The sequence below is a fragment of the Nocardia sp. NPDC051570 genome, from assembly GCF_044454005.1.
GTDB lineage: Bacteria > Actinomycetota > Actinomycetes > Mycobacteriales > Mycobacteriaceae > Nocardia.
The window spans coordinates 247,057-268,210 of sequence record NZ_JBITDI010000008.1 but is presented as its reverse complement, the minus strand read 5'-3'; the positions used below and the strand labels follow the sequence as shown (position 1 = coordinate 268,210).

24 protein-coding genes are annotated in these 21,154 nt (G+C 64.8%); 14 read left to right on the top strand and 10 right to left on the bottom strand.

The window, feature by feature from the left end; all coding sequences use genetic code 11:
- Positions 1–145 precede the first annotated feature (145 nt).
- Genes ACIA76_RS22250 through ACIA76_RS22235 form a run of 4 tightly spaced genes read left to right on the top strand, consistent with a single transcriptional unit; the run spans position 146 to position 2,856 of the window.
- Positions 146–427: a hypothetical protein gene (locus ACIA76_RS22250; RefSeq protein WP_397153751.1), complete on the top strand. Its 282-nt coding sequence runs from the start codon at positions 146–148 to the stop codon at positions 425–427.
- A gap of 24 nt (positions 428–451) precedes the next feature.
- On the top strand, positions 452–1,567 hold the full coding sequence (locus ACIA76_RS22245) for an alcohol dehydrogenase catalytic domain-containing protein (protein ID WP_397153750.1): 1,116 nt from the start codon (positions 452–454) through the stop codon (positions 1,565–1,567).
- A 54-nt stretch (positions 1,568–1,621) separates the two neighbouring features.
- The gene (gene dapB, locus ACIA76_RS22240) at positions 1,622–2,377 is read left to right on the top strand and encodes a 4-hydroxy-tetrahydrodipicolinate reductase (protein ID WP_397153749.1); all 756 of its coding nucleotides are present in this window, start codon (positions 1,622–1,624) and stop codon (positions 2,375–2,377) included.
- Positions 2,374–2,856, top strand: a complete 483-nt coding sequence (locus ACIA76_RS22235; RefSeq protein WP_397153748.1) for a hypothetical protein — start codon at positions 2,374–2,376, stop codon at positions 2,854–2,856. The genes dapB and ACIA76_RS22235 overlap by 4 nt, the downstream gene beginning before the upstream one ends.
- Here ACIA76_RS22235 and ACIA76_RS22230 read toward each other — a convergent pair whose 3' ends face one another.
- Positions 2,857–3,162 (bottom strand): MTH1187 family thiamine-binding protein, encoded by a 306-nt coding sequence (locus tag ACIA76_RS22230; RefSeq protein ID WP_397153747.1) that lies wholly within the window; start codon positions 3,160–3,162, stop codon positions 2,857–2,859.
- A gap of 42 nt (positions 3,163–3,204) precedes the next feature.
- The gene (locus ACIA76_RS22225) at positions 3,205–4,242 is read right to left on the bottom strand and encodes a hypothetical protein (RefSeq protein ID WP_397153746.1); all 1,038 of its coding nucleotides are present in this window, start codon (positions 4,240–4,242) and stop codon (positions 3,205–3,207) included.
- 739 nt (positions 4,243–4,981) lie between these two features.
- Between ACIA76_RS22225 and ACIA76_RS22220 the strand changes: the two genes are divergently transcribed.
- From ACIA76_RS22220 to ACIA76_RS22210, 3 genes are all read left to right on the top strand, one after another.
- Entirely contained in the window at positions 4,982–5,221 is a 240-nt protein-coding gene (locus ACIA76_RS22220; RefSeq protein ID WP_397153745.1) for a hypothetical protein, read from the top strand.
- A 223-nt stretch (positions 5,222–5,444) separates the two neighbouring features.
- On the top strand, positions 5,445–5,675 hold the full coding sequence (locus ACIA76_RS22215; RefSeq protein ID WP_397153744.1) for a hypothetical protein: 231 nt from the start codon (positions 5,445–5,447) through the stop codon (positions 5,673–5,675).
- A 72-nt stretch (positions 5,676–5,747) separates the two neighbouring features.
- On the top strand, positions 5,748–6,422 hold the full coding sequence (locus ACIA76_RS22210) for a pyridoxal 5'-phosphate synthase (protein WP_397153743.1): 675 nt from the start codon (positions 5,748–5,750) through the stop codon (positions 6,420–6,422).
- 10 nt (positions 6,423–6,432) lie between these two features.
- Here the strand turns inward: ACIA76_RS22210 and ACIA76_RS22205 are convergent, their stop codons facing one another.
- The 4 genes from ACIA76_RS22205 to ACIA76_RS22190 all read right to left on the bottom strand — a co-directional run bounded on the left by ACIA76_RS22205 (position 6,433) and on the right by ACIA76_RS22190 (position 9,702).
- Positions 6,433–7,263, bottom strand: a complete 831-nt coding sequence (locus ACIA76_RS22205; RefSeq protein WP_397153742.1) for an ABC transporter permease — start codon at positions 7,261–7,263, stop codon at positions 6,433–6,435.
- Positions 7,264–7,275: 12 nt separating this feature from the next.
- The gene (locus ACIA76_RS22200; RefSeq protein WP_397153741.1) at positions 7,276–8,034 is read right to left on the bottom strand and encodes an ABC transporter permease; all 759 of its coding nucleotides are present in this window, start codon (positions 8,032–8,034) and stop codon (positions 7,276–7,278) included.
- A gap of 1 nt (position 8,035) precedes the next feature.
- A complete protein-coding gene (locus ACIA76_RS22195; RefSeq protein ID WP_397153740.1) occupies positions 8,036–8,986 on the bottom strand; it encodes an ABC transporter ATP-binding protein in 951 nt (316 codons plus the stop codon).
- A 182-nt stretch (positions 8,987–9,168) separates the two neighbouring features.
- Positions 9,169–9,702, bottom strand: a complete 534-nt coding sequence (locus tag ACIA76_RS22190; RefSeq protein ID WP_397153739.1) for a hypothetical protein — start codon at positions 9,700–9,702, stop codon at positions 9,169–9,171.
- A gap of 298 nt (positions 9,703–10,000) precedes the next feature.
- Between ACIA76_RS22190 and ACIA76_RS22185 the strand changes: the two genes are divergently transcribed.
- From ACIA76_RS22185 to ACIA76_RS22170, 4 genes are all read left to right on the top strand, one after another.
- A complete protein-coding gene (locus tag ACIA76_RS22185; RefSeq protein ID WP_397153738.1) occupies positions 10,001–10,549 on the top strand; it encodes a DUF1062 domain-containing protein in 549 nt (182 codons plus the stop codon).
- A 235-nt stretch (positions 10,550–10,784) separates the two neighbouring features.
- A complete protein-coding gene (locus ACIA76_RS22180; RefSeq protein WP_397153737.1) occupies positions 10,785–11,696 on the top strand; it encodes an LLM class flavin-dependent oxidoreductase in 912 nt (303 codons plus the stop codon).
- Positions 11,697–11,781: 85 nt separating this feature from the next.
- Entirely contained in the window at positions 11,782–12,450 is a 669-nt protein-coding gene (locus ACIA76_RS22175; protein ID WP_397153736.1) for a TetR/AcrR family transcriptional regulator, read from the top strand.
- Between the two features lie 390 nt (positions 12,451–12,840).
- A complete protein-coding gene (locus tag ACIA76_RS22170) occupies positions 12,841–13,713 on the top strand; it encodes an SGNH/GDSL hydrolase family protein (protein ID WP_397153735.1) in 873 nt (290 codons plus the stop codon).
- 140 nt (positions 13,714–13,853) lie between these two features.
- Here the strand turns inward: ACIA76_RS22170 and mdoH are convergent, their stop codons facing one another.
- Positions 13,854–15,965, bottom strand: a complete 2,112-nt coding sequence (gene mdoH, locus ACIA76_RS22165; protein ID WP_397153734.1) for a glucans biosynthesis glucosyltransferase MdoH — start codon at positions 15,963–15,965, stop codon at positions 13,854–13,856.
- A 303-nt stretch (positions 15,966–16,268) separates the two neighbouring features.
- On the opposite strand from mdoH, the gene ACIA76_RS22160 reads away from it, so the two are divergent.
- Entirely contained in the window at positions 16,269–16,685 is a 417-nt protein-coding gene (locus tag ACIA76_RS22160) for a hypothetical protein (RefSeq protein WP_397153733.1), read from the top strand.
- Positions 16,686–16,757: 72 nt separating this feature from the next.
- The gene (locus ACIA76_RS22155) at positions 16,758–17,423 is read left to right on the top strand and encodes an epimerase (RefSeq protein WP_397153732.1); all 666 of its coding nucleotides are present in this window, start codon (positions 16,758–16,760) and stop codon (positions 17,421–17,423) included.
- A gap of 77 nt (positions 17,424–17,500) precedes the next feature.
- Here the strand turns inward: ACIA76_RS22155 and ACIA76_RS22150 are convergent, their stop codons facing one another.
- Genes ACIA76_RS22150 through ACIA76_RS22140 form a run of 3 tightly spaced genes read right to left on the bottom strand, consistent with a single transcriptional unit; the run spans position 17,501 to position 19,570 of the window.
- The gene (locus ACIA76_RS22150) at positions 17,501–17,878 is read right to left on the bottom strand and encodes a hypothetical protein (RefSeq protein ID WP_397153731.1); all 378 of its coding nucleotides are present in this window, start codon (positions 17,876–17,878) and stop codon (positions 17,501–17,503) included.
- On the bottom strand, positions 17,875–19,059 hold the full coding sequence (locus tag ACIA76_RS22145) for a PLP-dependent aminotransferase family protein (protein WP_397153730.1): 1,185 nt from the start codon (positions 19,057–19,059) through the stop codon (positions 17,875–17,877). Before ACIA76_RS22145 ends, ACIA76_RS22150 begins: the two co-directional genes overlap by 4 nt.
- A 1-nt stretch (position 19,060) precedes the next feature.
- Entirely contained in the window at positions 19,061–19,570 is a 510-nt protein-coding gene (locus tag ACIA76_RS22140; RefSeq protein WP_397153729.1) for a cupin domain-containing protein, read from the bottom strand.
- A gap of 223 nt (positions 19,571–19,793) precedes the next feature.
- Between ACIA76_RS22140 and ACIA76_RS22135 the strand changes: the two genes are divergently transcribed.
- Complete coding sequence (locus ACIA76_RS22135) at positions 19,794–21,143, top strand: TIGR01777 family oxidoreductase (RefSeq protein WP_397153728.1); 1,350 nt, start codon at positions 19,794–19,796, stop codon at positions 21,141–21,143.
- Positions 21,144–21,154 lie beyond the last annotated feature (11 nt).

The following is a 21,154-nucleotide window of genomic DNA, read 5'->3' as shown; positions in this document are numbered from 1 at the left end:
AGTAATGGCCAGACGTTATGTAGTGGAGCTACTACATGTGGCCATGCCTCCATTATTACTTACTACGGTCTGTAGTACAAGAGTTCGGGACAAATCGGACACAAGCTTCCGTCGCAAAATCGTTGCTGCGCGATAACCTTTCGACATGACGACCGAACAGCTCCCCTCCTCCGAGCAGGACTTGCCGTTCGAGGGCGGCCAGCAGATTCCCGTGATCGTCGTCCGGGACGAGCCCGCGGCCGGATCGGCGCGCGCGAGCCTGTTGGAGGCGATCGGCCTCGAGGCGGGCCAAGTGGCGGAACTGCAACCCGGCAACGCCGCCGGCGCACTGGCCGACCTCGCCCGCGCCTACGCCCTCGTCATCGGTACCGAGGTCACCTCGACCACCGCCTTGGTCGCACGACGGATCGATTCCACGACGACGTGACCGCCGCGCGGTAGCGTCGCGGATATGAGGATTCGTGGGGCCGTGCTGGAGCGGATCGGTGATCCGACGCCGTTCGCTGATTCCAGGCCGATCGTTGTCGACGACCTGGAACTCGGGGAACCGGGGCCGGGGGAGTTGCTGATCCGGATCGAGGCCGCGGGGCTGTGTCATTCGGATCTGTCTGTGGTGGACGGGAATCGAGTGCGACCGGTACCGATGCTGCTCGGACACGAGGCGGCGGGCCGGGTCGAGCGGATCGGTCCCGGAGGCAGTGATCTCGCGGTCGGGCAGCGGGTCGTCATGACGTTTCTGCCGCGCTGCGGTGCGTGCGACGGATGCGCCACGAACGGGCGGACGCCGTGTGTGCCCGGCAGTGTGGCCAATAACGACGGGGAGCTGCTCGGAGGCGGGCGGCGGCTCAGCCGGGGCGGGGTGCCGGTGCATCATCACCTCGGGGTGTCCGGATTCGCGACGCATGCCGTGGTCGATCGGCGGTCGGTGGTGCCGGTGGACGATGATGTGCCGCCGGAGGTGGCGGCCGTGCTCGGCTGCGCGGTGCTGACCGGCGGTGGGGCGCTGCTGAATTCGGCGAAGCCGGGGCCGGGGGACCGGATCATGGTGGTCGGGCTCGGCGGGGTCGGGATGGCCGCCGTGCTGACCGCGGCCTCGCTGCGCGAGGAGCTCGGCTGCGAGGTCATCGCCGTCGACACCCTGCCCGAAAAGCTCGCGCTGGCAACCGAACTCGGTGCGACCCAGGTCTACACCCCCGCGGAACTGGCCGAGCGGGGCATCCAGGCCGAGGCCGTGATCGAGGCGGCGGGCTCTGTGCGCGCCTTCGAGACCGCGGTGGCCGCGACCGCCGCGGGCGGTACCACGGTGACCGTCGGGCTGCCGAATCCGCAAGCGCGCGCGAGCATTTCGCCGCTCGCCCTGGTGGCGGGCGGACGCTCGATCGTCGGCAGCTATCTCGGCTCGGCGGTGCCCGCGCGCGATATCCCCGAATACATCCGGATGTGGCGGTCGGGCCGGCTGCCCGTGGAGCGGCTGGTGTCCGCGCGCATCGGCCTCGACGACATCAATCACGCCATGGACGAGCTGGCCGCCGGGCACGGGCTGCGGCAGGTGATCGTCTTCGACTGAATCGCGGACGATAGGCTCGGGCGGAAGTGTCTGACGGCAGGTGAGGAGTTGACGGTGACCACGAACCGGATCCGGGTGGGTGTGCTCGGTGCGCGCGGCAAGGTCGGGCAGGCCATCTGCGCGGCCGTCGATGCGGCCGAGGATCTGGAACTGGTCGCCGCGGTCGACAAGGACGACGCGCTGGACGTCTTCATGGCGCACGGCACACAGGTCGTGGTCGATTTCACCCATCCCGATGTGGTGATGCCGAATCTGCACTGGCTCGTCGACCACGGTGTGCACGCGGTCGTCGGCACGACCGGCTTCGATCAGGCCCGCCTCGACGAGGTGCGCGGCTGGCTCGCCGAACAGCCCGAGGTCGGGGTGCTGATCGCGCCGAACTTCGCCATCGGTGCGGTGCTGTCGATGCGGTTCGCCGAACAGGCCGCGCGCTGGTTCGATTCGGTCGAGGTCATCGAGCTGCACCACCCGAACAAGGCCGACGCGCCCTCGGGCACCGCCTATCGCACGGCCGGGATCATCGCCGAGGCACGCAAGCAGGCGGGCGTCGGCCCGAGCCCCGACGCGACGACGACCGAACTCGACGGCGCCCGCGGCGCGAGTGTCGACGGCGTGCGAGTGCATTCGGTCCGCCTGGCCGGACTCGTCGCCCATCAGGAGGTGCTGTTCGGCACCCAGGGCGAGACCCTCACCATCCGCCACGATTCGCTCGATCGCACCTCCTTCGCCCCCGGCGTCCTGCTGGGCGTGCGGCAGATCGGCTCCCGCCCCGGCCTGACCGTCGGCCTCGATCCGCTCCTGGACCTGTGAACACCCCCGACCGCCAGGTACTCAAGATCGTCGGCTTCCTCACCTTCCTGGTCCTGGCGCTGGCGTTCTACTTCCTGCTGCTGGGCCGAATCGCGGTGGAACTCATAGGATCCGGTAAACCCGCCGCCCTGGCCATGGGCATCGGCGTCCTGATTCTCCCGATCGTCGGCCTGTGGGTGGTGGCCACCAGCATCCGCGCGGCGCTGTCCCACCAGCGCCTGGCCCGCCGCATGCACGAGGAGGGCCTGGAACTCGACGTCTCGGACCTTCCGCGCCGCCCCTCCGGCCGCATCGAAAAGCCCGCTGCCGATGCGCTTTTCGAACAGGTCAAACAGGAATGGGAGGCCGACCCGGACAACTGGCGCACCAACTACCGCGCCGCCCGCGCCTACGACTACGCGGGCGACCGCAGTCGCGCCCGGGAAACCATGCGCCGGGCGGTCGAGTTGGAGCGCGAGGAACGGAACCCGAAGGCGTAGTCAGATCGCATTCTGCTCTGTCAGATAGCGTTCGACGGATTCGACCTTGGCGGTGAGGGTATCGGTGCGGCCGGGCCGGATATCCGCCTTGATCACGATGCTGCAGCGACTCGAGACCGCCATGACGGCATCCGTGGCCTTCTTGATGACGCCGAAGACCTCGTCCCATTCGCCTTCGATTTCGGTGAAGCTGGCGGCGGTCCGGTTGGGCAGTCCACTTTCACGGATCACGCGGACGGCCTCTGCCACCTCTCGGCCCACGTCTTCTCCGACGCCGACGGGTGTGATCGAGAACGCTGCGAGCATTCGGAGCTCCTTCTCATCTGATGGTGATCGATCGTTCCAGCGCTAGAGATCGCGCAGGAGATCACGGGTATTGCGGCGTAGTTCCCCGACCTTGGACATGTTCTTGATCCGAGGGGTCGCTGTCACGTCGTAGATCGTCCGGATATCGCGGATGATCCGTGCCGATCTCGTTCCCTGGGCCCTCTCGATCAGACCTTCGCCAAGGGTGACGCCCTTGTCGACATCGCCGCGTCTCAGATGGAGAGCCGTGAGCCTCGCCATGCTGAGCAGCCGCGATCGTGCGTGCTCGTCCGAGAGCTGTATCGCCAGTTCGAGTCGTTCGATCGTGCATGGCAGCTCTACCCCGCAGGTGAACGCCAGCTCGAACAGCCCTTGGGCAACATCGGAAGTGAGCAGCTTCTCGCTGTAGTACGTTCCGAAACCCTCGTACCGCGTGTCCGGGTGATCCTCGCCCTGGGCTTCGAAGAAGAACTGCTCGGCCTCTCGCACGGCGCGGACGCATTCGCGACGATTCCCTTGTTTGCCGAATGCTCGGGCCTTCACGGCGGCCATATCGGCCCGTCGCAGTAGCGACAGCTTGTCGGCTCGAATCGAGGCCATCCCGAGCTTGTCCAGGGCATCCTCGAAGTCGCCGCGGTAGATGGACTGACGTGCCATGCACGTGAGTATCGCGGCCCGTATCCACCATTCGCCGTTGTCCTGGACGAGGCGCCAGCCTTGTTCGAAGTTGCTTCTGGCGCCCTCGTGTTCACCAAGGTCGTAGTGCGCCCACCCCACGACGCGGAAGAAGGTCGCGACTGCCGTCCGCAGCGCTCGTTCGACCTCGGGAGTCGCCTGGACATCGAGATAGGTCTCTGCGACTCGGAGTTGCGCGACCATGCCCTCGGTGATGCCGAGTCCGGCATCGTCAGCCTGACGGAACAGCGTTGCCCACGCTGTGACCCGGTCGACGTGTTCCCGTCCTACCCGAGTCGGCGCGGTTCGCTCGATCGGCTGGACCGCCGCCTCCCGAACGCCCTCGGGTAGCGCGGCGACGACGGGCATCGCGACCACCCCGCGAAGGAAGTCCTGCCGGCGCACATCGATCTCCTGTCGGTCCTCAGGATCCAAGTTACGCGCCGTGCGGAGGTTGAAGAAGCCGAGATCAGCGGGCGTGCAGTCGAACAGCTGACAGAGGGCGTCGCGGTAGGGCTTATGAGGCCACGTGTGGTTTCCGCGAAGTAACTTCCGGATCGACTCGTCGGTATACGTGCCAATTCGACCGGTAATTGCTTCCACGCGCTCGTTGATCAGCTCCGCGAGACGAGCCTGAGTCCAGCCCGCGGCGCCGATTCGCTGAGCGAGCTGAAGGTTCGAAAGCCGTTCCCGCGCCACTGAGTTCACCCCCGCCGGTCGGACCTGTGCCGTAATGACTGTGACTACAGATCACATAGTTTGTCTACCCCTCGATTTGTTAGAGATTACCCCGCGTTTTGGAGCTCGGGTAATCCCGCAAGTTCAAACACAAAGTCGCGGAAGGGAATCGGCGTCTTCGCCCTGTGCATCTCACTGCCGTCCTGCGAGTCTCGAGGAGCGATGTAGTCGAGTTTCCAATTCCATGACATTGGCCAGCAGTCGAGAAGGTGGGATCAGACAGTGAGAGCAGCGACGAATCCTGTGGTGCATCAGTACCCCGGACATGCGATGCCCGCGACTCAAATGCACCGCGAACTGGGCAGCGAATTGCACGCTGACTGCACCTTCGAAACGTGCGAGATGAAGCGCGGTTGTCGGCTCGAGCTGATCAGGCTCGGACATCTTCACCCGTACGACTCGCCGGATGAGTGCCCGACGTGTCGTGTGCGATAACGCGATGTCCCCGAGGCCATTGGAGGCGGATGTGCATCTGTCGGTGTTCCTGCACGGATTGCGATTCGACTTCGCCGCATGTCTGAGCGCCGCGACAGTTTTCGTGCAGGAGTGGCGAGACAAGCACTGGCAGGACGCGATCGATGTGATCGACGACGATCCGCACGGGCTTCCTCGTTTACCGAACGAACGGCTGTATCTCGAGCCGTAGCGGCGATCGTGCGGTGTCGAGTCGTGATGGAAGCGTGCGCGCGGTGTAGACCTTCAACGGATGCGGGGCCGGTATCGCTGCGAGGCCGGGGATCCGCTGGCGGTCAGGGAGATTCGCGGAACACGCCGATACCAGCTATGCTCCGGCCGGAAAATCCGGCAATTCGGACCGGATTGCGTTGCCTGGGGGGACTTTGCTGTTATCGCTGTTAATGGTGGTGGCCATGGGCGCGCTGGCCTACCGGTGCGGCTTCTCGGTGTTCGCCTGGATCTTCGCGGCCGGCTGCATCGGCATGATCGTGCTGTTCTTCCTTCCGTCGGCGAAGGAGGAGGGGATTGACAAGGCCGAACGCATCGAGCGGGCCAAACGCGGCAATGTCGTTGGCGCGTCCCTCACCGGCCTGATGGTGCTCATCGCGATTGTCGCCTTCGCAACGGGCATGCTGTCGGCTTGAGACCGCGCGCAGGTTCTCGGGCCTGCGCGGTTGCCGTGGGTGGAAAGGTGATGAGTGGATCAGGAGGTTCGGATGACTGAGCACGTTGTTGCAGGTAATGGATTGCGTGCGGAACTTCGCACGCTTCCGGTGCTGAAGGGAGTGGCGCCCGAGTTCGATCCGGATGTGGCGCCGGACAATCCGGTGACGCTGTTCCGCGCGTGGATCACCGGCGCGATGGCAGCGGGAGTGACCGAACCGCATGCGATGGCGTTGTCGACCGTCGATGAGGCCGGGCGCCCGTCGGCGCGGATGGTGATCCTGAAGGACGCCGATATCGATGGCTGGCATTTCTCGACCAGTTCCGCCAGCCGGAAAGGGCGCCATCTCGCGGTGAATCCGTATGCGGCGCTGACGTTCTACTGGCCGGAGGTGGTGCGGCAGGTTCGAGTGTGCGGTCCGGTCGTTGCGGACCCGCCGGAGGTCGCCGCAGCGGACTTCCTCGACCGTCCGGCCGGATCGCGACAGATGGCATTGACGCGGCGGCAAAGCGAACCGTTCACCGATTCGCGCGAAGTGGACCGAGCACTGGAACAGGCACGTCTGGAGTTGGCGTCGGATCCCGATCTGGTTCCGCACGAGTGGATCTCGTATGCGGTTCGTGCTGACCAGGTCGAGTTCTGGCAGGGCGACCCGGGCCGCCGACACCGACGCCTGCGCTACGAGGCGTCGGACGGCTGCTGGACCCGGAACCTGCTGTGGCCCTGAGGCGGTGGATTCAGGCGCGTAGGTCCGCGTCGACCCGCCAGGTGGCGAATGCGAGTCCGGCGGCTGTCATGACCAGGAGATAGCCGGCATGCACGAGGAGTCCGAGCCCGTATACGCCGTTGGTGATGCCGCGCAGCAGTTCGATAGCGTGATACAGCGGGGTGAGTTCGGCGAAAACCTGTGCCCAGGAAGGGTATTGAGTAATAGGGAAGAAGGTGCCGGAGAACAGGAACAGCACGGTCTGGCCGACGGTGACGATATCGAAGTCCTGCCAGCCGCGCAGCAGCATGCTGAGTCCGATACCGACGGCACTGAACGCGCCGTTGATGAGGACGGTCGCGGCGAAAGTGACGAAGGCGCCCCCGATTCCGACGAGTCCGGCCGCGGCCAGGACGATGACGAAAATGCCGCTGAGCATGGACACTCGCAGTATCTCCCACAACCAGTCGCCGACCACGAGTTCGCGGGTGGTGATCGAGGTCGTCGAAATCATGCGGAACATGCCGTGCTGCTTGTGCCGGGTATAGAAGCTGAATATCGACGCCGCGATCGCACCGGCCATACAGGAGACGGCGAGCATCGCGGGCGCGACGAAATGCACATAGTTCAGGGTGCGGCCGTCGGTGTCGATCTGGCGGTGCACGAGACTGCCGACGCCCAGACCCAGCGCCAGCAGATAGAGCACGGGTTCGATCACCGATGACAGCCAGATCGCGCTGAACAGCTTCACCCCGCGCCGGTGCTTGAAGGTGAATATGAACATGGGTTCGAGCACGGTGAGGACATGGACCGAGAATGTCCGATCCGGAGCGGCGGAACCTGTGGAGACGGCGGTAGCCATGATGTCGGGACCTCAATCCTCGAGGCGGCGTCGGAACGAGAGATTCGCCAGCCACCATCCGACGGCCAGCCAGATGAGCAGATAGGCGACGTTGCCTACGGATGCGAGCAGTGGCGGGTGACCGAAGGTGAAGTCGCGCAACAGTGCGACAGCGTGGGTGAGCGGCGAGAAGTAGGCCAGTGGCTGCAGGAAGCCGGGCAGCTGGCTGACCGGGAACAGCACGCCGGAGAACAGGACGGCGGGCAGGATCAGGAAGCGCGACAGCAACAGGAACCAGTCCATATCGTCGATCGCCGCCGAGAACGCCGTGGTCGGCGCGGCGACCGCGACCGAGACGAGCCCGCTGACCAGGGGCGCGGATATGACCAGTCCCGGGGTGAGCGCACCGAAGGCCCACGCCACGATCAAGAAGGCGCCGGTGGCGACCTCGGTGACGATCAGGACGTAGAGCAGCCAGCCGAGCACCATATCGGGGATGCGGACAGGTGTGGAGCGCATCGCGTGAATCCCGCCCACCCATTTGAATTCGCTCAGTACCCCGTAGGTGGATTCGTTCGCACCGATCTGAAATGCCGTGGAGGCGAGCAGACCCGGCGCGATCCATTTCAGGTAATCGTGGCCGTCGATGGTATGCACGAACTGCCCGACACCCCAGCCCATGCTGACCAGGAACAGGATCGGCAGAATGAAGAAGGAGAATGCGGAGGCGCGCCAGAGCCGCTGGTACAGCTTGACGTGCCGTTCGAGGACGGTAATCGCTTGGGGGGCCATATCATTCCGCCAGGGTTCGTCCGGTGAGGCGCAGGAAGACGTCCTCCAGGGTGGATCGGCGGACGGTGACCCGGGCGGGGGACAGTCCGCGGCGGTGTACCTCGGTGACCGCGGCTTTGCCGTCGGGTACGTAGAGAATCAGCCGGTCGGGCAAGATATCGAATTGTTCGGCGACCCCGCTGATCAGCAGCGTCGTCTCCTCGGTGGGGTTGTCGGGGAACCAGAGTTCGACGACTTCCTGGCCGGCGTGTTCCTTGATCAGCATCTGTGGTGTGCCCTCGGCGACGATGCGGCCACGGTCCATGATGACGATGCGGTCGCAGAGTTGTTCCGCCTCATCCATGTAGTGCGTGGTGAGGACCATGGTCGTGCGCTGCTGTTTGAGCTCGAGGAGACGTTGCCACACGATGTGGCGCATCTGCGGATCGAGTCCCGAGGTCGGTTCGTCCAGGAACACCAGTGCGGGGGAGTTGACCAGGCCGCGGGCGATGGCGAGTCGGCGCTGCATACCGCCGGACAATTCGTCGGCTCTGCTGTCGGCCTTCTCGTCGAGCTGAGCGAAATGCAGCATCTCCCTGCCGCGGCGGCGAGCCTCCGGCTTGGGATATCCGAAGTATCGCGCGTAGGTCGTGAGGTTCTCGAGCGCCGTGAGATCGATATCGAGATTGTTCTCCTGGTGCACGATGCCCAGGCGTGCACGGATTTTCGCGGCGTCGCGCCGGGGATTGCGGCCCAGGACGCTCAGTTCGCCGCCCGTGGGCCGGGAAATGCAGCTGAGCATGCGCATCGTCGAGGTTTTGCCGGCACCGTTCGGGCCCAGCAGTCCGAAGAACTCTCCTGAGTACACATCGATATTCACGCTGTCGACGGCGGTGAGGTCGGAAAAACGTTTGATCAATCCGCGCCCGCGGACAGCGATGCCGTCGAGCGGTGGATCGTTTTTCGTGTCCAAATCGGGATCTCCTCGCGAGTCGGGTGTCTGTCGCATTGCCGAGGTCGTGATGCGCTAAAGCTAGGCGGTAATACGTCCGACGCGGAAGATCCTGTGCCAGGGAGGGCGAACAAAAGGGCATACCCGAACGGCCAGTTACCGCAACCGATTTCCGTCCGTGGGGCATCACATGCGCGGGCCCATCAGTTCACTGTCTGATCGCCGTCGGGCACGTCGCGCACCGTCACCGGGACGCGCTCCGGCAGGCCGAGTCCGGCGGCCACCGCGCGGGCGATGCCGTCGGGGTCGGGCCGCTGCGGGACCGGTACCGGCTCGCCGTCGCCGTAGCTTTCGATGGCCTTGGTGAAGTACGAGGGATGCCAGGCGCCGACCGCTCCCCGCACCTCGACGGCGTTGATCGGCCGGGTACCCGCCTGCCGCGCGGTCGCGGCCAGGATCGCGTCGGACCGCAAGGCACCGGGCACCTGGAAGAGACTGGCGTGCGCACCGATCTTGGCTCCGCCGTCCAGACGCAGGGTGACGGTCAGGCAGCTGGTGACCGAGGGGTAGAGGATCCCTCGGCCCGGTTCGGCCTCGGCGACCTGGCCCTCGGTGATCCGGACCGGGGCGGGTGCGGCAAAGGCGGCGGGCACGGGCTGCGTCGCGAGTGCGACGGCGGTGAGGATCAGGGCGCGGCGCGTGAGCCGGACCGAGAGGGGCGCAGGGGAGTCGGGCACGGTGTTCCTTGGCGATGGGTTGGGCGATGATCTTGTCGCGCTCCAGTTTCCACCGTGCGGGGACACCGCTCGTGGTCCGGGGTCGATCTCTCGGCGCGCCTCGTGACCGTTCGATGTCCGAAAATCAGTGGAGCAGTGCGGCTCTGTGTCAATACCATGCTGTCGAGCCGAGTCGCCTGACCAAGGACATGCCGTTGTACCTCCTGTGAGACCTCCCGAGCGCTAATTCCTCGCGCGTCGCGCATCTGCGCCGCGCGTCTTTCTGCTGCGGATTTCTCACTGGAACAGGTGTACTTCCATGCTCGAAAACTGGGTAGTCCAACCCGTCTGTCTGCCGCTCGTTCGCCGTCGGTGCCACGTGTGCGCGTCGGACGGCTTCCGGACAAGCGGTAAGTTTCGCGTCAACGCACATCACAAGCTCATCGACGCCTGGCTCCTCGCGCTCTGCACCACTTGCGGGGTGACCACGAAGCTCACGGTCATGGAGCGGATGACTGTGCGCTCCATACGATCCGAGCTGCTGGACCGTCTGCATGACAACGATCCGAGCCTGGCGGCCGAACTGCTCAGGGACCCGATTGTGGTGCGCCGCAATCGCATCGCCCTCGATTGGGACAACGCCTGGCGTCTCGACACCGGCGGATCGGATCACCTGGACCGTGAGGTGATCGACGTCTCGGTCCGCTTCGCGGCGCGGATTCCTGTCCGGCCGGTGCGACTGATCGCTGAAGGCTGCGGTCTTTCGCGGGCCGAGGTCGAGAGACTGATCACGGACGGGAGGCTCGTTTCGTCAGTCCGGCTGAGCGGCAAGCTCTCCGGCGACTTCACCTTCCTGCTCAAGTGCTGAGCCCTCCTGGGGGCCGGAGGCCTGTCCGGCGAGATCCGCCGGACAGGCCGCGGCAGGGCGCGGCGCTGCTTGGTACGGATTCATGGTCGGCATCGGCCGGGCCACGCGCTCGGCACCGGGGAGGATTCCTGCCGCTGAAACTAATGCAGGTGTGCTATTACTGGTTCGTGATGGAGCCAGGGACCGGAGCGCGACAATTCCATATGCACCCCGGCCTGCTCGGGGTGACGGCATCGTGACCCTCGACGACAGAGTCCTGTTCGGCCTCGGACTGGAGACCGGCGTCGACCAGGTGAGCGAGATACTCGCGCACGCCCGCCTCGCCGACGACGCTGGTCTGGACCTCGTCAGCCTCTCCGACCATCCCTACTTCGCCGAGCGCATCGACGCCTACGCCGCGCTGGGGTTCGTTCTGGGCGCGACCCGCAACATCACCGCCGCGACAATCATGACGAATCTGCTCAGCCGTCCCGCTCCTGTCCTCGCCCGGACCGCCACGGGACTGTCCACGATCTCTCGCGGTCGTTTCGTTCTCGGAATAGGCGCAGGCGGACTGGAGGAAGAGATCGCCGCCCTCGGTATCCTCCGCCTGCCGCCCGCAGCCCGAGTGCGAGCGCTGGAAGAGGCGATCATCGTGGTGCGAGCGCTCTCCGGCGGCGGTGATCCGGTCACGTTCGACGGCGAGTTCTATCAGGTCACGGAGCTGACACCCGCGGCCGCACCGGCACCACCGATCTGGGTCGGAGCGCTCGGCCCCAAGACGCTGGCGGTCACCGGACGACACGCGGATGGATGGATGCCGGGAATGCTCGCCGACTGGCGCAGCACACGGGTTGCCGAGTCGCGCCCCATCATCGACGAAGCGGCCGCTGCGGCGGGGCGAGACCCCGCCGAAATCGCCACCATCTACAACGTGTCCGGACGTCTCACCCGGGACCCGCTGGCCAAGACCCGCGACGACGAGGGCCGCTGGATGGGAGGCTCAGTGGCGCAGTGGGTAGAGGAACTGACTTACGCCGTGCTCGAATACGGCGCAGCCGCATTCGTCTATCTGCTCCGTCCTGGCGACATCATCAGCGACACGACACTGAACCTCTGGGCATACGAAGTCGTGCCCGCCGTCCGCGAAGCAATCACCAAGCGCTGATCCCGGATCTCGTCTGGGACATCGCATCTCCTGGTTCGGCGTGAATGGGATCTACGCCATACAGGGACGGCTCTATGCTGGGCTTATGCGACTGGAAAGCGGAATCGACCGTGGCCGATTACCGCCCGGCACCCATGGCATCGACCCGGCCGACGTCGTCCACTCCCAGCGCATGCGGATGTACTGCGGGGTCCTGGAAGCGGTCGCCGAGCGCGGCTACGCCGCGACCACGGTGGCCGATGTCGTGACTCGCGCCAACGTCTCGCGCCGCACCTTCTATCAGCAGTTCACGGGCAGAGACGACTGCTTCGCCGGGGCGTTCCAGGCCGCGGTCGACTACATCCTCGGACATCTCGACGCGAGCGTGGAGAACCTCGACCGCCACGACTGGCGGACCCTGATTCGCGCGACCCTCGATCGATACCTGACCGCCCTCGCCGACAACAGCGCCTGCGCCCGTGCCCTGCACACCGAGTCGTTGGTCGCCGGACCAGTCGTCGCCGACCAGCGCCGTGCCCTGAAAACCCTTCTCGCGCAACGCATGGCGGCCGTATTCGGTATCGGTCGCGCCACCGGCGACATCCCTGCCGACGTCCCCGCCGTCGCCTTCGAAGCACTCATCGGCGCCGTCGACGACCGCATCCGCGTCTGCCTCGACGGCCCGGGACCTCGAGCGCTCCCGGCGCTGACACCGCTGCTGTACCAGATCACCCTCGCCCTGTTCGGCGTCCCCGAATGGCCGACCGGCCCATAGGCACATTCGATACGAGGCCCCCTATGTGACTCGCATCACACTCCTCATTCGCATCTGGCCGGCGGGCCGCGCATTCACCATAGGTACGGCGATGTTTACAAGCGATCTCACCGGGGTCGAGTGACTGTACCCGGCGGGCGCCTTCCATTTGCCAGGCGCCGATATTGTCGTGCCCCACAACCGCGGGGCGATATCGACACCCGGCGATAAATGCCGCCCTCGGCCATTTATCATAATCGCCGGAAATGGGGAATCATCATGTCCGCGAAATCGCCTGCATGTCAGCCGGATACGCCGCAGAAAACGCCGTGTACAGACGTGGTGATCCTGTATATCATTGTGGCACAACGCATTTCGCCTATCGGCAGCTATCCCTGAGGATTGATCATAATGAGTATGGTACGTGGCCGCCTGTCGTATGTCCCCGCCGTCCTTCTCGCTGCTTCGGCGGCAGCGCTGGTGCCCTCGCCCGCATCGGGCGCGCCCGGCAATGATTATGTCGCCATGGGTGATTCCTATGTCGCCGGCGGGATTCCACCATGGGATCCGTCCGCTCCCGTGGTGTGCGCTCAATCCTCGGTGGATTATCCGCATCTGGTCGCGAGCGAGCTGGGATTGTCACTGACCGACCGCAGCTGCGGCGGTGCCCGGACCGAGAATATCTCCGGCGCAGCGCAGTACCCGACACAGCCGCCGCAGATCTCCGGACTGACCGATGCCACCAGGGTGGTGACGATCAGCATCGGCGGCAACGACAACAACACCTTCGCTGATGTGATTGCCGCCTGCACTGCGGCCGATGCCGTCGACCCGGTGGTCAGTGCCCCGTGTAAAGCCCTGTACGGGTCGAAGTTCGTCGATTCCATCCGCGCCGATGGGCCCGCGATCGGCGCGGCGATCGCGAGGATTCACCAGAAGGCCCCCGCGGCAAGTGTTTTCGTAGTCGGCTATCCGGACGTCCTGCCGCAGCACGGCGGATGCTATCCGCAGATTCCGCTCACCCCCGGCGACGTCGCCTACACCAACGGCATCGAGATGGAGCTCGACAACGTACTCCGTGAGCAGGCGCAGCAGCACGACGCGGTCTTCGTCGACACGTTCACACCCAGCATCGGCCACGACGCATGCCAACCCGAGAACACCCGATGGGTCGAGCCGTGGTTGCCCGGCTCGGCCGCGGCGCCGGTACACCCGAATGCCGCAGGCATGCGAGGCGACGCCGCTGCGGTGGAAGCCGCCATCGGAGATTCCCTGACCAGATAGTCACCCAACCCGGCGGCGTGGTCACGATCCCCGGAGGCCATCGTGACCACGCCCCTCCCGGATTCATTTGTGCGCCCACCAGCTCCATTCGTTTGTCTCGTAGCGCCGTGAATCCGGCGCGTCGCTCGGGACGGGAGGTGTCAGGCGTGTGCACGCGCCGACGGTGCGGATCTGGTTCGGATGAGCTGCTGTTCGGGCATGGGCAGCGGGACGGCGGCCGGATAGTGGAGCGAGAGTGGCGGCGGAGGGTTGCGCCACACATCGTCCGGATCTTGTAGCAGCGCGGTCTTTTCGGCGTCGGTGAGGTCGAGTCGTTCGGCGTCGGTACTGGTTCGGTATTTCTCGGCTGCCGATGCGGCGGCACGGCGATCATGATCGGTCAGGGGTGCCGCGTGTGCGAGGAACGCTCGGTGGACAGCGATCGCGATGTCATCGGTCAGCGCCGCCCGCCACGGTTGCGGCGGTAGCTCCCGGCGCAGCAGCTCGCCCAGTACTTCCGATCTGACGATGATCGGTGGCGGAACGTTCTCTTCGGGGATGAGCAGGATTCCGGCCCGTCGGGCCAAGAGACCGACGTGTCGTGACGCGAAGGTGCGCGCGATAGGGATCGTGCAGATCCAGCACAACAGCACCGGGGACAGCCACCACAGGGCCCAGGAATCGGTGAAGAACAGAACGGCCGACACGGTGACACCGAACAGGGTGTGGGAGAAGTAGAGTCCGACGCTCTGGCTGCGCGTGGACATACCGGCAGTTCGGCGCAGGGTCGTCCAGCCCGCATCACGCCCGTAGGCCAGCTCCGCCACGAAGAGCGCGTGGGTCAGCAATCGTGTCGGTGTGGTTGTCAGCCACAGTAATTGGTCGAGAATCCGGTTGGCGAACGAACGGAGGACCGGCAGCCGTTGCCGGGTCACCGATTTGTTGTAGACCGAGATCCCGAACCCGATCGCGGGCACCCCGGCCCACGATTGCCGGGCGGCGAAGTCCCACACCAGAAGTGGCACAAAGATGGCCGCCGCACCGAATCCCGGCGAATGGGCCGACCCGATGATCAGGCCGCACAGCAGCAGAAGCAGCGGAGTCGACACATCGCGCAGCGCGGCCATCGCGAACCGAATCCGCCCGGCCGGTGGAAGTTTCGTCGTACCCACGAGCCGGACATTGACGAAGTCGCCCTGAAACCAGCGCCGGTCTCGCCGGAAGTACGCATCGAAGGTCGGCGGACACTCCTCATACGATCCCTCCAGTTCGGGCACCAGCCATACCTCCCAGCCGGCCCGACTGAGCAAGGCGGCCTCGACGAAGTCGTGACTGAGAATGTCGCCACCGAAGGGGGGTCTTCCGGGAATTCGCGGAAGACCGCAGTGCTGCATGAAGGGCGCGAGCCGGATGATCGCGTTGTGCCCGTAGTAGGCGCCCGCCGCGCCCTGCCAGGCTCGCTCGCCCCATTGCACGATCCGCGCATTGCTCCAAATCGTGAACTGCTGCAGGCGAGCCCACAGCGTCTGTCCCTTGATGATGTTGGGTGCGGTCTGCATCAGCGCGGCCTGCGGATTGGCCTGCATGAGGCCGACCAGTGTGAGAAGGCAGTCGGCCGACATCAGACTGTCGGCATCGAGTACCACCATGTATTCGTATCTGCTGCCCCACCGTTCGCAGAATTCGGCGATGTTCGCGGGCTTCTTCCCCAGCTTGCGGTGTCGGCGCCAGTAATGAACGCGGTCGAACATCCGGGAGACCGAATACCAGGCCAACTCCTCCTCCACCCAGCAGTTGGGATCGTCGGAGTTGCTGATGACGTAGATATCGAACAGGTGCTCCGCTCCGGCTTCCCCCAGCGATTCACCAATGGCCGCGATATTGCCGAAAACCTGTGCGGTGTCCTCGTTCTTGATGGGGAACACGATCGCCGTGGTCACGGTGATGTTCGCAGCAGAGGTCATGTCCGGCCAGCGCAGGCCGTCGGGGACGCGTCGACGGGCAGCCTCGATCGCACCCAGACACCAGGTATTCGCGCCGATGGTCAAGAACACCGCGAACGGAACCGACAACAGGAACACCGCCACCAACCCCGCCCCGGATAAACCCGCCTCCGACAGCAGTTCACGGTAACCGGCAAGCAGAACGAACATACTCACCGGCCACCCGACACAGATCAACAGCAGGCCCGCAGGACGTTTCGCGCCCGCTCGCGCCGGTCGGCTCTGCGCACCGGAGATCCGGACACGGTTGTTGCGCTCATCGGTTGTCACGCCACTTCCCCCAAGACGTCATCGATCGAACAGAACACGACAAGACTCGAATAGCCTGAGCCGCAGATGAAGTGAGGTCGTCTCAACGCTGAGCGACGAAGCGGAGCTGAATCCTCAAGATCTACAACGACGTTAGCATCGAGGTCGCCACCGGCGGCCGAAAGTAGCGGAAATCCACTGAACCGCAGCGCATCTCACCCCGACGACCGCCCGTAAGCGCCATGAGCGCGCGATGCTGACCGATCAGCGCGGACTCTATCGGAGTTGTAGGCTCATGCCGTGGGAGCAGACGGGGAGGGATCGGTGGTGACAGAGGGTCCACCGAAGCGATGGTCGAGGTTCAGAACGGTTGCCGCGCTTGTCTTTGTCGGCCTGTACCTTACTGCCCTGACCAGGCTGGTCGTCAGCAGGGACTGGGGCGACCTGACGGCGACTCGCCTGTTCGGCTTGGCTGACGTCGTTGCTGCGCTGCTGGCCCTGGTGACAATCGGGCTGACGACAGTTGCGACGGATGGTCCGCGGAAACGGTGGACAAAGCGTCGGACGGTCGTCGTGCTTGTCGTATCCGGTCTGTTCCTGGTCGGCATTATCAGGTCGATCATCAGCACGGGCACGGTGTGGGCCGACCCGATGGGTCAGCTGTTCATGCAAACGGCCGGGTTCGCCTTCATGCTGTTCTTGATTATCGGATGGATCCCGCTCGAGCATCGGCGGCGATGAAGTGTCCTCCCGGTGGCGCGCGCGGGTACTGGAATCCCCTCGATTCCCTTGCTGCTGAGGCAAGATCCTGGCATGAAGGTAATCCTCTTCGGTGCGACCGGCATGATCGGGCAGGGCGTTCTCAACGAGTGCCTCCGAGACGAGCGGGTCGCGCAGGTCCTCGCCGTCGGGCGCAGCTCGCTGGGTATCGAGAATCTGAAACTGCGTGAGCTGGTCCAGGCCGATCCCACCGATCTGTCCGCGATCGCCGGAGAGCTGCCGGAGTTCGACGACTGCTTCTTCTGCCTCGGCGTGTCCTCCGTCGGCATGAAAGAGGAGGACTACCGCCGGATCACCTACGACCTGACCTTGAAGGTCGGTCGCGCGCTGGCGGCCGCGAATTCCGAGCTGACGTTCGTCTATGTCTCCGGACAGGGGACCGACAGCAGTGAGAAGGGCCGGTCGATGTGGGGGCGGGTGAAGGGGAAGACCGAGAACGATCTGCTGGCACTTCCCTTCCGGGCGTATATGTTCCGGCCCGGATTCGTACAGCCGATGGACGGTGTGGTCTCCAAGACTCGGCTGTATCGCGCCGCGTATGCGGTTGCAGGGCCGTTGATCCCGCTGTTGAAGCGGCTGGCGCCGAACGCGGTCAACGACAATCGGGAGATCGGCCGCGCCATGATCGCCGTCGCGGCCTCCGGGTCGGACACTCGTGTGCTCACGCCCCGGGAGATCGCCGCACGAGCTGCGTCCTAGCGGGAGACCATGTCGCCCAACAGATCATCAGGTGCGGGCGAGTTGCCCGCACCTGATGACGGATCCGCTGACAGTCATCAGGCGGTGAATCTGATACCCGTCAGTCGCGAGGTCGACGGGCCACGACGTAGCTCACCGGTCAGGTCGTAGAACCGTACCGTCGCCGATCCCGAGAACCGGTCGTCGGTGACCTCGAGTTCGAAACTGATGATCCCCTTGTTCACCAGATCGCGGTCGGATCGGTCGACGACGAATTCCAGGAACGCGCCGGTGACCATCTCGCCCTCGGCCCGCCAGGTTCCTATTCCGTTGCTGTCGCTGGTGTCTGGGTTACCTCGATCCGGATTCGACTGGAGCGCAGTGCCATCCGGATGGAAGACCATGACGTGATGAGCGAACGGAGCCCCGTCCGCGGTCACTTCCCAGACTCCGAGGATCGGATGCGGGGCGCTCATGCGAACTCCCCGCACAGGTCGGCCAGCAGTTCGATGCCGCGGTCGATTCGGTTCGCCGGCACGCCCGCGAAGCTTAGTCTCATACTGTTGCGACCGGCCCGGTCGTCGGCGTGGAAGATACTGCCGGGCAGGAATGCGACACCATGCTCCAGGCCACGCCTGGCGACCTCATCGGCGTCGAAATCCGGTGGGCCATCGACCCAGACGAACATCCCGCCATCGGGCTTGACCCAATGAAATCCGCGCGGCATGTATTTCTCCAGAGCATTCGTCAAGATGTCCAACTTCATGGAATAGGTTTCGACAACTCGCGCGAGGTGTGCGGAACCTGTCTCACTGTCGAGGAATTCGGCGGCGATGGCCTGACAGAAGGTCGACGTCTGCATGTCGATACTCTCTTTGAGCGGAAGCACACCCTGCAGCAGCTCCTCGCGCATGACCGTGATCCCGATCCGCAGAGCCGGCGCCAGCGTTTTGGACAGCGATGTGATGTATATCGAATTGTCGGGCGCGAACGAGTACAGCGCCGGAACCGGTTCACCGCGGTAACGAAGGTCGGCGTAGACGTCGTCCTCGATGACCAGGGCATCCCGGCGGCGGATCACCTCGGCGACTTGTGCCCGCCGTTGCGCGGGCATGGTCCGTCCGGTGGGGTTCTGAAAGGTCGGCAACAGATACACGAATGCGGCCGCGTGCCGATCGAGAGCGTCGTCGAGTGCGTCCGGCAAGATTCCGAACCGGTCGGATTCCACCCCGACCACCGTGGCGCGGTGTCCGCGAAACGCCTTGATCGCCGGGCCGTATGTCGGAGTTTCCACGAGCACCACATCGCCGGGATCGAGCAATGCCATGCACACATTGTGCAAGGCGCCGGACCCGCCCGTCGCGATATGAATTCGATCGGTCGGGCAGTCGATGCTCCGCTGCCGCAACAGCGTCCGACTCCGTTCGAGCAGAGGAGCGAACCCACGGGTGGATCCGTACTGAAGGATCGAGCTACCGAATTTCCCCAGGGCGTCGGCGGCGAGGCCGGAGAACAGTTCGGGCGGCAGCAATGTGAGGTCGGGAGCCCCGACGGCAAAGGAGACGATGTCCGGGCGACGCGTCAGGGTCGCGTGGAGATCATCGATCGCTCCGCTCCGCACCGCTGCGGCGCCGCGGCTCAACTCGAGAGGAATCATGTCACGAGGCCATTGCATCGGAAAGCCGAAGCCGGGTGGCGATCTCGGCGATCTCGGCATCGTATTCGGGGGTCAGTACCACGTCCCGATTGAAATGCGGATCCGTCCTCATCTCCATCGCGACGATGTCATCGGTCTCGCTGAGATTCACAGCCACATGAATCACTCCCTCGGGAATGAAGATGAATTCACCAGGGCCGTGGAAATAGGGAGTCAGTTCCGGGCCGACCAACGTTGCCGCTCGACCGCGAAGGCAGACGACCACAATCTCGCTATGTGCATGATAATGGGCCTTCGATACCATCCCCGGGCCCATCTGTACCATTCCCGCCGAAATCCCTTCGGCGCCGCACAGTTCATTTGTCACGCATGGAGTCAGTCGCTGCTGCTGCGGCCCGGTGATTTCGGCAATCCCGGCCGCACCGACCACTCGAACATGCTTAACAACACTCTTCACCAAAACCGTCCCATACACACGTAGCAGCACTTCTTTCGTCAATTCGAAATTCATCGGATGACGGTTCGGAATCGTATCATGGATGCGTCGCCGCGGTGTAATTGCGAGTGCACACTCGGCATAACCAGAGAATAATCTCCGGTCCGATGACCTGGAATTAACTTATCGGTTCGATCTTGTTGGTTAATTCTTTGCTGATCTTGTCGCTTTCATTCGGTAGGAGGCCGCGGACGGCGAGGAACGAGGACAACCGGGATGGCACAGTTACAGTCGAGGTATGGGCATCGACTGTTCGGGCGTTGTCGAGGCATCTCGGGACGAGGTGTTCGGATGGTTCGGGCGGCCCGGGGCCTTTCGGCGGCTGGCTCCGCCGTGGCAGCCGGTCGAGGTCGAATCCGAGGCGGAATCACTGGCCGATGGGCGGGCGGTGTTGCGGTTGCCGGGTGGATTGCGGTGGGTGGCTCGGCATGAATCCGAGGCCTACGATCCGCCGCGGCGATTTGTCGATCGGATTGCCGTGGACGGGGCGGCCTCGGCGCCGATCGGGAAGTTGTTGCCGTGGCGGCATATTCATGAATTCGAGGTGGTCGATGACCGGCATACGCGGGTGATCGATCGGGTGGATACGCCGATTCCCGCGGCCGCGCTGCGGTCCATGTTCGACTATCGGTACCGCCAGCTCGCCGATGATCTGGCCGCTCATGCTCGTGCGGCCGCCAGTGGATTCGGGCCTGCGACGATCGCCGTGACCGGTGCGTCGGGTCTGGTCGGGTCGGCCCTGACGGCCTTTCTCACCACCGGCGGCCATACCGTGATCCGGCTCGTGCGGCATACGCCGACGACAGTCGATGAGCGGCAATGGGATCCGCACAATCCGGCGGCGGGTTTGCTCGACGGGGTCGATGCGGTCGTGCATCTGGCGGGTGCGTCCATCGCGGGGCGGTTCACCGCCGAGCATAAGCACGTCATTGCCGAGAGTCGTATCGGTCCTACCCGTGCACTGGCCGAATGCGCCGCGGCCGCGGGAGTGTCGAGTTTTGTCAGTGCGTCCGCGATCGGTTACTACGGGGCTGATCGCGGTGACGAGATCCTGGATGAAACCGCCTCTCGCGGAGAGGGTTTCCTCGCCGACACGGTCGCCGCATGGGAGGCCGCGGGCGATACGAGCGGGGTGCGGGTGGTTCTCGTGCGCACCGGAATCGTGCAGTCGCCGCGTGGCGGCACCCTGCGGCTGCTGCGGCCGCTGTTCGCGGCCGGGCTCGGCGGGCGCCTCGGTGCGGGCCGCCAGTGGCAGCCGTGGATCGGCATCGATGATCTGGTCGACATCTACCATCGCGCACTATGGGATACCGACCTGTGCGGACCCGTCAATGCCGTGGCACCGCAACCGGTTCGCAATAGTGAGTACGCCCGCACCTTGGCTCGGGTGCTGCATCGGCCCGCGCTGCTTCCGGTCCCGAAGTTCGGTCCCGCGCTGATCCTGGGCGGCGAGGGTGTCGAGGAACTCGCCCTCGCGAGCCAGCGAGTGGTGCCTGCCGGACTGACCGCCGCCGGCCATCGGTTCCGCGACGAGGATCTCGAATCGGCCCTGCGTCATGTGCTCGGTCGCACACGCGACAACCGATGACCGTGGGATGT